Source organism: Bifidobacterium sp. UBA744 (genome assembly GCA_002298605.1).
Classification (GTDB): domain Bacteria; phylum Actinomycetota; class Actinomycetes; order Actinomycetales; family Bifidobacteriaceae; genus Bifidobacterium.
The window spans coordinates 1-9,164 of record DBKS01000040.1 but is presented as its reverse complement, the minus strand read 5'-3'; the positions used below and the strand labels follow the sequence as shown (position 1 = coordinate 9,164).

The 9,164-nt window shown below is 62.6% G+C and carries 6 protein-coding genes; 3 read left to right on the top strand and 3 right to left on the bottom strand.

Features of this window, described 5'->3' with window-relative positions; all coding sequences use genetic code 11:
- The 3 genes from B2994_RS04025 to B2994_RS04015 form a co-directional block, all read left to right on the top strand.
- Nucleotides 1-2,075, top strand: a 2,075-nt coding sequence (locus B2994_RS04025) for a phosphoketolase family protein (RefSeq protein ID WP_291527095.1), incomplete at its 5' end; no start/stop codon positions are given.
- A gap of 211 nt (nt 2,076-2,286) precedes the next feature.
- Nucleotides 2,287-3,957, top strand: a complete 1,671-nt coding sequence (gene pta, locus B2994_RS04020) for a phosphate acetyltransferase (RefSeq protein ID WP_291527094.1) — start codon at nt 2,287-2,289, stop codon at nt 3,955-3,957.
- A gap of 154 nt (nt 3,958-4,111) precedes the next feature.
- Nucleotides 4,112-5,353, top strand: a complete 1,242-nt coding sequence (locus B2994_RS04015) for an acetate/propionate family kinase (protein ID WP_291527093.1) — start codon at nt 4,112-4,114, stop codon at nt 5,351-5,353.
- 152 nt (nt 5,354-5,505) lie between these two features.
- On the opposite strand, the gene hisN is transcribed toward B2994_RS04015, so the two are convergent.
- The 3 genes from hisN to B2994_RS04000 all read right to left on the bottom strand — a co-directional run bounded on the left by hisN (nt 5,506) and on the right by B2994_RS04000 (nt 9,015).
- On the bottom strand, nt 5,506-6,333 hold the full coding sequence (gene hisN, locus B2994_RS04010) for a histidinol-phosphatase (RefSeq protein WP_291527092.1): 828 nt from the start codon (nt 6,331-6,333) through the stop codon (nt 5,506-5,508).
- A 69-nt stretch (nt 6,334-6,402) separates the two neighbouring features.
- The gene (aroA, locus tag B2994_RS04005; RefSeq protein ID WP_291527091.1) at nt 6,403-7,737 is read right to left on the bottom strand and encodes a 3-phosphoshikimate 1-carboxyvinyltransferase; all 1,335 of its coding nucleotides are present in this window, start codon (nt 7,735-7,737) and stop codon (nt 6,403-6,405) included.
- 81 nt (nt 7,738-7,818) lie between these two features.
- On the bottom strand, nt 7,819-9,015 hold the full coding sequence (locus B2994_RS04000) for an ABC transporter permease (RefSeq protein ID WP_291527090.1): 1,197 nt from the start codon (nt 9,013-9,015) through the stop codon (nt 7,819-7,821).
- Nucleotides 9,016-9,164: the final 149 nt, after the last annotated feature.

Genomic DNA, 9,164 nt, shown 5'->3' with positions numbered 1-9,164 from the left:
TCTCCTACCCGGGCGGCATCCCCTCCCACTTCGCGCCGGAGACCCCGGGCTCCATCCACGAAGGCGGCGAGCTGGGCTACGCCCTGTCCCACGCCTACGGCGCCGTGATGAACAACCCGTCCCTCTTCGTCCCCTGCATCGTGGGCGACGGTGAGGCCGAGACCGGCCCGCTGGCCACCGGCTGGCAGTCCAACAAGCTCGTGAACCCGCGCACCGACGGCATCGTGCTGCCGATCCTGCACCTCAACGGCTACAAGATCGCCAACCCGACCATCCTGTCCCGCATCTCCGACGAGGAGCTCCACGAGTTCTTCCACGGCATGGGATACGAGCCCTACGAGTTCGTCGCCGGCTTCGACGATGAGGACCACATGTCCATCCACCGTCGTTTCGCCGACCTGTTCGAGCAGGTCTTCGACGAGATCTGCGACATCAAGGCCGCCGCCGAGACCGACGACATGCATCGTCCGTTCTACCCGATGATCATCTTCCGCACCCCGAAGGGCTGGACCTGCCCGAAGTACATCGACGGCAAGAAGACCGAAGGCTCCTGGCGCGCCCATCAGGTGCCGCTGGCCTCCGCCCGCGACACCGAGGCCCACTTCGAGGTCCTCAAGCACTGGCTCGAGTCCTACAAGCCGGAAGAGCTCTTCAACGCCGACGGCTCCATCAAGGACGACGTCACCGCCTTCATGCCGAAGGGCGAACTGCGCATCGGCGAGAACCCGAACGCCAATGGCGGCCGTCTGCTCAAGGACCTTGAGCTGCCGGACATCCACGACTACGAGATCGACATCAAGGACAAGGGCCACGGCTGGGGCGCCACCGAGGCCACCCGCGTGCTCGGCTACTACACCCGCGACGTCATCGCCAAGAACCCGACCGACTTCCGCATCTTCGGACCTGACGAGACAGCTTCGAACCGTCTCGCCGCCGCCTACGAAGTCACCAACAAGCAGTGGGACGCCGGCTACCTGTCCGAGCTGACCGACGAGCACATGGCCGTCACCGGCCAGGTTGTCGAGCAGCTTTCCGAGCACCAGATGGAAGGCTTCCTGGAGGGCTACCTGCTCACCGGTCGTCACGGCATCTGGTCCACTTACGAGTCCTTCGCCCACGTGATCGACTCCATGATCAACCAGCACGCCAAGTGGCTCGAGGCCACCGTGCGCGAGATCCCGTGGCGCAAGCCGATCGCCGGCCTGAACGTCCTGATCTCCTCCCACGTGTGGCGTCAGGACCACAACGGCTTCTCGCACCAGGATCCGGGCTTTGTTGACATCCTGCTCAACAAGAACTTCAACAACGATCACGTTGTGAACATCTACTTCCCGGCCGACGCCAACTCCCTGCTGACCGTTGGCGAGCGTTGCTACAAGTCCAAGAACTGCATCAACGCCATCTTCTCCGGCAAGCAGCCGGCCGCCACCTACCAGACCGTGGATGAAGCCGCCGCCGAGCTCGAGAAGGGCGCCGCCCGCTGGGATTGGGCCTCCAACGCCAAGGACGCCGAGGATGCCGACGTCGTGATCGCCTCCTGCGGCGACGTACCGACCATGGAAGCTCTTGCCGCCAACGACAAGCTGCAGAAGATGGGTCTCAAGGTCCAGTTCGTCAACGTCGTTGACCTGCTCAAGATCCAGACCGCCTCCGAGAACGATCAGGCCCTGACCGACGAGGAGTTCGTCGAGCTCTTCGGCAAGGACAAGCCGGTCCTCTTCGCCTTCCACGCATACGCCGGCTCCATCTACCGCCTGATCCACGGCCGTCCGAACCACGACAACTTCCAGGTTCACGGCTACGAGGAGCAGGGTTCCACCACCACGCCGTTCGACATGGTGCGCGTGAACAACATGGACCGCTACTGCCTGACCGCCTCCGCCCTGAGCATCATCGACGCCGACAAGTACGCCGATGAGATCAAGAAGCTCAACGACTTCCGTCTCGAGGCCTTCCAGTTCGCCGTGGACAACGGCTACGACCACCCGGATTACACCGATTGGGTGTGGCCGGACGCCAAGGGCGCCACTGAGTCCATCGATGCCACCGCCGCTACCGGCGGCGACAACGAGTGATTTGCTGACTAGCAAGTCATAGGGCTCGATCGTCTCACTGAACCCTCTGCGGGCGCTTTGCCCGCAGAGGGTTCTTTGTTATCTACATCACATTCCAATATTGCGGCAACACCCTGCAAACATGGCATCTTTTCGTTTCACACCATTAGAATGTGCTGTGGATGTGAACGAAGCAGTCACGTCATTGGATAGTTATGAACAGGAGAGACCAGTGAGTCTTACCAGTGTCACCATCATCAGCCCCGAAGCCGCAAACGGGCGCAATGTCGTCGCGCTCGGCGTTGTCAACGCCCTGGCCAGCACCAAGCGGACCGGCGTGTTCCGCCCGGCCGTCTGCAAGAAAGACACCTTCACCGACGTGCTCGTCGACGCCGCCAACGCGGGTCTGACCCGCGAACAGTCCGTCGCCGTATGCCCGAAGCGCGCCCGCGAGGACAAGGCCGGCGCCCGCGCCGACATCGTCGCCAAGTACCAGGAGGCCGTGGCCGCCTCCAAAGCCGAGGCCATGGTCATCGTCGGCACCGACAAGTCCTCGGTGAACGACCCGTCGGCCTTCGCGTTCAACGCCGATGTCGCGGCTGACCTCGCCTCCCCCGTGTTCCTTGCCGTGTGCACCATCGACCGCACCCCCGAGCAGCTGGCCGCCACCGTGGCGGCCTCCACCAAGGTCATCGAGGACGCCGGCACCAAGGTGCTGGGCGTGTTCGTCACCGGCGCCGAGGACGATCAGGTCACCCCCTCCAAGGAAGCTCTGTCCAACGCCGGCGTGCCGGTGTGGGTGCTGCCGAAGGTCGATGTTGCAGCCGAGGGCGGTGCCGAAGCCGCATCCGAGGCTTTCGTCGAGAACGTGCCGGCCGAAGAGGTCGTCAACGCCCTGGCCGCCGACTTCGATGCCCCCGTCACCCCGTACGCCTTCCAGTACAGCCTGCTGGGCAAGGCCAAGGCGGACAAGAAGACGATCGTGCTGCCGGAAGGCGAGGAGGACCGTATCCTCAAGGCCGCCGACTACCTGCTTGAGCGCGACATCGTCAACCTCATCATCGTCGGCGAAAAGGACGAGATCCTGGCCCGCGGCAAGGAACTCGGCTTGGACTCCTTGGAGAAGGCCTCCTTCCAGTCCAAGAACGACGAGGACGTCCTCAAGCCCATGGTTGACAAACTGTGCGAGCTTCGCGCCAAGAAGGGCATGACCCCTGAGCAGGCCCGCAAGCAGCTCGCCGACTCCAGCTACTTCGGCACCATGCTGGTGGTACTCGGCAAGGCCGACGGCTTGGTGTCCGGCTCGATCAACTCCACAGCCAACACCGTGCGCCCGGCCCTGCAGGTCATCAAGACCAAGCCCGGCCAGTCCCTGGTCTCCGGCGCGTTCCTGATGTGCTTCAAGGACCACGTGGCCGTGTTCGCCGACTGCGCCATCAACCTCAACCCGAACGCCGAGCAGCTGGCCGACATCGCCCTGCAGTCCGCGGACACCGCCAAGGCCTTTGGCATCGACCCCAAGGTCGGCATGCTGTCGTACTCCACCCTCGGTTCCGGCAAGGGCCCGGATGTGGATCTGGTTGAGGAAGCCACCAAGCTGGTCAAGGAGAAGGATCCGAATCTCGCCGTTGTGGGCTCCGTCCAGTTCGACGCCGCCTGGTCCCCCACCGTTGCCGCCACCAAGGCCAAGGGCAACGACGTGGCCGGTCATGTCAACGTGTTCGTGTTCCCGGATCTGTGCGCCGGCAACATCGGCTACAAGGCCGTGCAGCGCTCCTCCGGCGCCGTGGCCGTCGGCCCGGTGCTGCAGGGTCTGAACAAGCCGGTGAACGATCTGTCCCGCGGCGCTCTGGTGCAGGACATCATCAACACCGTCGCGCTGACCGCCATCGAAGCGCAGTGAGCATAAGGCCCCGGCGGCCGGGATTCATGGTCCCGGCCGCCGGGGCCTTTTCCCGTTTGCCGCAGTCTACTTGTAGCAACGCACGAGTAATCTGATATTTTGGAACGCCGCCGTTGAGACGGCATCGTAACGACACATTATGGAGGAAGCCCAAATGGCGAAAACCGTCCTTGTCATTAATTCCGGCTCCAGCTCGATCAAGTATCAGCTGGTTGACCTCGAGTCCGGCGAAGGCCTGGCCTCGGGTCTGGTGGAGAAGATCGGCGAGCCGATCGACGGCCACTACAAGCACAAGTACAACGGCGAGGCCCATGAGTTCGAAGAGCCCATCGCGAACCACACCGTTGGCCTGAAGAAGGTGCTGGGCTTCTTCAAGGAGTTCGGCCCGGATCTGGACGAAGCCGGCATCGTTGCCGTCGGACACCGCGTGGTGCAGGGTGGCTCCATCTTCCCGAAGCCGTCCCTGTGCACCGAGGAGGCCATCGAGAACATCAAGAACCTCGCCGTGCTGGCCCCGCTGCACAACGGACCGGAGGCCAAGGGCATCGAAGTCATGAAGTCCCTCATGCCGGACATCCCGCAGATCGCCGTCTTCGACTCCTCCTTCTTCGCCCAGCTGCCGGAAGCCTCCTCCACCTACGCGCTGAACAAGGAAGTCGCCAAGAAGTACGCCATCAAGCGCTACGGCGCCCACGGCACCTCCCACGAGTACGTCGGCTCCGTGGTTCCGTCCGTCATCGGCAAGCCCGCCGAGGGCCTCAAGCAGATTGTGCTGCACATCGGCAACGGCGCCTCCGCCTCCGCCCAGATCTCCGGCAAGCCGGTTGAGACCTCCATGGGCCTCACCCCGCTTGAGGGCCTGGTCATGGGTGGCCGCACCGGCGACATCGATCCGGCCGTGGTCTTCCACCTGATCCGCAACGCCCACATGAACGTGGACGAACTGGACACCCTCTTCAACAAGAAGTCCGGTCTGACCGGTCTGACCGGCTACGGCGACATGCGTGAAGTCCACCGTCTGGCCGAGGAGGGCAATGCCGACGCCAAGCTCGCCATGGACGTGTATGTGCACCGCATCGTAGGCTACATCGGCAACTACACCGCCCAGATGGGCGGCGTCGACGTGATCACCTTCACCGCCGGTGTCGGCGAAAACGCCTACTGGGTGCGCAAGGCCGTATGCGACAAGCTCGCCCCGTTCGGCGTCAAGATCGACGAGGAGAAGAACCTGGAGCACTCCAGCGAGCCCCGCGTCATCTCCACCCCGGATTCCTCCGTGATCATCGCCATCGTGCCGACCAACGAGGAGCTCGCCATCGCCCGCAAGGCCGCCGCCATCGCCGAAGCCGGCAAGGACTCCTACGGCAACGTGGTTGAGCCCGTCGACGAGGCCTGATCCCCGTCATATGCAGGCCGGTTTGATTGCCGACTCGCCCAAATGACCGGAAAACCGCCTGCCGAGCTGTTCCCAGTCCGGCAGGCGGTTTTCCATTGCCCGGGGAATCGCCCGCGAAATTCGGCCATGCGAATCGACAGACGACAGACGGATTACAACCTTGCGAGAATCTCGTCATGAATCAGGCCGTTGGACGCCAGCGCACAGCCGCCCCACGGACCCGGGTTGCCTTCGAGATCAGTGAAACGCCCGCCGGCTTCGGTGACGATCGGCACCAGCGCCGACATATCATACAAATCCAATTCCGGTTCGGCGGCCGCGTCGACCGCGCCCTGCGCCACCAGCATGTACTGCCAGAAATCGCCGAATCCGCGCAGCCTCCACATGTCGTCGGTGAGGGCGACGAGCCTGTCCCTGTCGCCGCGATCACGCCAACCGGTCAAACTCGACAGCGACATGGAGGCGTCTTCGATCCTCGCCACATGAGACACATGGATGCGCGTGGCGGCCTGGGGATCATGCCCCATATAGGCGCCGCCGTCCTTCAGCGCGAACCAGCGGGAATGAAGCCACGGGGCGGACACCACGCCGACGACAATTTCATCGCCTTCCTGCAGACCGATCAGCGTGGCCCACACCGGCACCCCGCGCACGTAGTTCTTGGTGCCGTCAATGGGATCGATGATCCAACGGCGACCGGTAGACTCGGCTTTGCCGAGTTCCTCGCCGTAGATGGCGTCATCGGGGTTGGTGACGGCGAGTTCATCGCGAATCGCACGTTCCACGGCCCGATCGGCGTCGGAAACCGGCGTATTGTCCGGCTTGGTCTCCACATGCAGATCCAGCGCGCCGAAACGCGACGAGGAGATCTCGTCGGCTGTATTCGCCATTGAGAGCGCCAGCATCAGATCCCGGTAATGGGGATTGTGCTGGAGCTCCTCCTGATATGACTGGGTTTCATACAATGTGTGTGCGCTCATGCACTCATCCTTCCTCATGCACCAGTCGGCCGCCCGTGCCGCGGCATGTGAGCCGACGTAGAGTAAACCTTACTCCCCCAGCAGCTGCTTCCACATGCCGGTGAAATCCGGCAATGTTTTGCGCGTGGTGGCGATGTTCTTCACCTCGATACCGGCGATGCGCAATCCCAGCATGGCGGCAAACGTCGCCATACGATGGTCCGCATAGGTTTCCATCACGGCACCATGCAGCGCATCGGGATTGGACACTCCGATCGCAATGCCATCCGGGAGTTCATGCGCGGCGCCGCCCACCCGTGTGATCTCGTTGACCAGCGCTTCCAGCCGATTCGTCTCATGGCCGCGCAAATGACCAATGCCAGTCAGATTGGTGGGTTTGTCGGCAAACACCAGAATCGCAGCCAGCGACGGTGCTATCTCCCCCGCCGCAGTCAGATCGAAATCGCCAAGCCCTTGGATCGAACCATCGGAGGTCACTTCGCAATACCGAATGCCATTGTCTTCCGGGAATCGCACGGTGGCCCCCATACGCGCCAGATAATCAGGCAGCAGACCACCGGGCTGCGTTGTGGAAACCGGCCAATGCGGCACTCGGACACGACCCGATGCGATCAGCGCGGCGCCCAGAAATGGCGCCGCATTCGACAGGTCGGGCTCCACCACCACGCGCTCGGGCAATTGCACCGCCCCCGGGGAGACGACCCACGTATGATGCGACTCGTCGGCGTCGACCCGAGCCCCCGCGGCAGTCAGATCGGCGACGGTCATGCGGATATGCGGCAGACTGGGCGTCTTCTCCCCCGTATGACGCAACGTCAGGCCATGAGGCAAGCGCGCTCCGACCAGCAGCAGGCCGGAGATGAACTGCGACGAACCTGATGCATCAATGGACGCGCCGCCGACGACGCCTGCCGGGTTCTCGGGCGGCGTGATGGTGAACGGCAGCCTGCCCACTTCCCCGCCATATTCAACGGTGGCGCCGAGTTGCTCCAATCCGTCGAGCACCGGCTTCATGGGCCGCGCATAGGCCTGCCGATCGCCATCGAATCGAACCGGGCCGTCCGCAAACAAGGCCAAACCTGGGACAAACCGCATCACTGTGCCGGCCAGACCGCAGTAGATATCGATATTCCCGTGGAATCGTCCGGATGCAGGCGGCGTCACAACCACTGTGGTGGGATCCTGCGCATCCTCCTCGCAGGATACTCCCAGTTCCCGCAGGGCGGCCATCATCAGTTCGGTATCGCGCGAGCGCAGCAGGCCGACCAAGGTTACCGGTTCGCCGCCAAGCGCCGCAAGAATCAGATATCGGTTGGACAACGACTTGCTGCCGGGAATGGTGACCGTGGCGTCGAGCGGCTTGCCTGCCACAGGCGCGGACCAGAATTCAGGAGTTTCATTCATACCAGTCATCGTAGCCGTTCACTGCGCCCATCAGCCATTGCGTTCCATTTGGCAGGCGGAAATGGCGGCTGTACGGCGCTATCAGCGATCCGCGGCAATGCGGGATTCAAGGCCAACGGCTTGTTCGATGTCCTTCTTCTGCGCCGCGCTGTACCCGGCAGTGGGCATTTGCGCATAGACCAGCTGGGCGGCCACACGATCCGCCTCAATGGCCGCGATCTGACGGGCGAACACTATGAACCATCCCATGAACACCAGGCCGGACAGCGCCTCGACATTGGTCAGGGTATTATCGCCCTTCAGCCAGATCAATCCCGCCACGCCGCACACGGCAATGGCGAAATCGCCGATGAAAAACAATGCGCGGCTCAGTTGCGGGGCGAGCCATGGCAGTATCAGCAGCAGCACGGCCATGATGGGAGGCAATCCTCGGGCGAAGAAATCATGAAGCTGCGGATGAGGCGTGTAGCGGAACGATCCGATGCCAATGAAGAACAGACCGGCCAATGTCAAGAAACCCATCAGCAGCGTGGTTCGCAGCGTGAAATGGCTGATATCACCTTCTTCGGGGATGCGAATCTGCTCTCCGGAAGAACGATCAAGATGGTCCCTATGCCACTGCACTCTCAGCCGATACGTGGTAACCAGCTCGGAAATCGCGAAGTAGCTGACGATGATGATGGTGATGCCGGCCAGGATCAGCGTCGAGTTGAACATGCGGGCGGCGAAGGTCGTGCGATCCCCGAGCTGGGAGAAGTTGTTGTTGTACCAGTACGGGTCATCCGTGGTGAGACCGGCCGTCGTCACACCGGACAGCACGAAGAACGGCAACAGCGACGCAATGGTTTTTGCATTGAGCAAATCCGCCTGGACAAAGGTGAAGTACCCGACCACTCCGGCGAAACCGGCGGTGATCCACGGCAAGTACACGATGAACGATCCCATCATCGAACTGATCACGCCTATAATCGCGAAATCGCACAGAAAGATCGTGGCGCCATACACCACGGACAGCGCGATCACCTCAAACGCTCGGCGCACCGGCACCATCCAGCCGTGGTCAAGGTTCCAAGAGTGGGAATGCCGGGCGTAGCCGACGCAGAACGACACCACGCCGCAGGCGGTCACCATGCCCGCCGACACCGTGAACTGCCTTCTGGACACCTGCCAGATGGCGGGAGCCCATTCCACAAAACACTTCATCGCAACCGCACACACCGTGGCGCATATCAGAAACGAGATAAGCCCCGACGTTTCCGCCCTCTGATGCCGGCCCATACCTCCTCCTTCATCTTGCGCGACGTGCCATGTCCGATTGTACGCCGCGCATTCCGACATGGGTTATACTGGTTGATTGTGCCAATGGAGAACATGGGCGCACGGGCCGTAGCGCAGTTTGGTAGCGCGCCTGCTTTGGGAGCAGGATG

Excerpts from the sequence above, each read along its gene's own strand:
- hisN (WP_291527092.1), bottom strand. The coding sequence starts at position 6,333 with ATGAGCGCACACACATTGTATGAAACCCAGTCATATCAGGAGGAGCTC.
- B2994_RS04015 (WP_291527093.1), top strand. The coding sequence starts at position 4,112 with ATGGCGAAAACCGTCCTTGTCATTAATTCCGGCTCCAGCTCGATCAAG.
- B2994_RS04000 (WP_291527090.1), bottom strand. The coding sequence starts at position 9,015 with ATGGGCCGGCATCAGAGGGCGGAAACGTCGGGGCTTATCTCGTTTCTG.
- aroA (WP_291527091.1), bottom strand. The coding sequence starts at position 7,737 with ATGAATGAAACTCCTGAATTCTGGTCCGCGCCTGTGGCAGGCAAGCCG.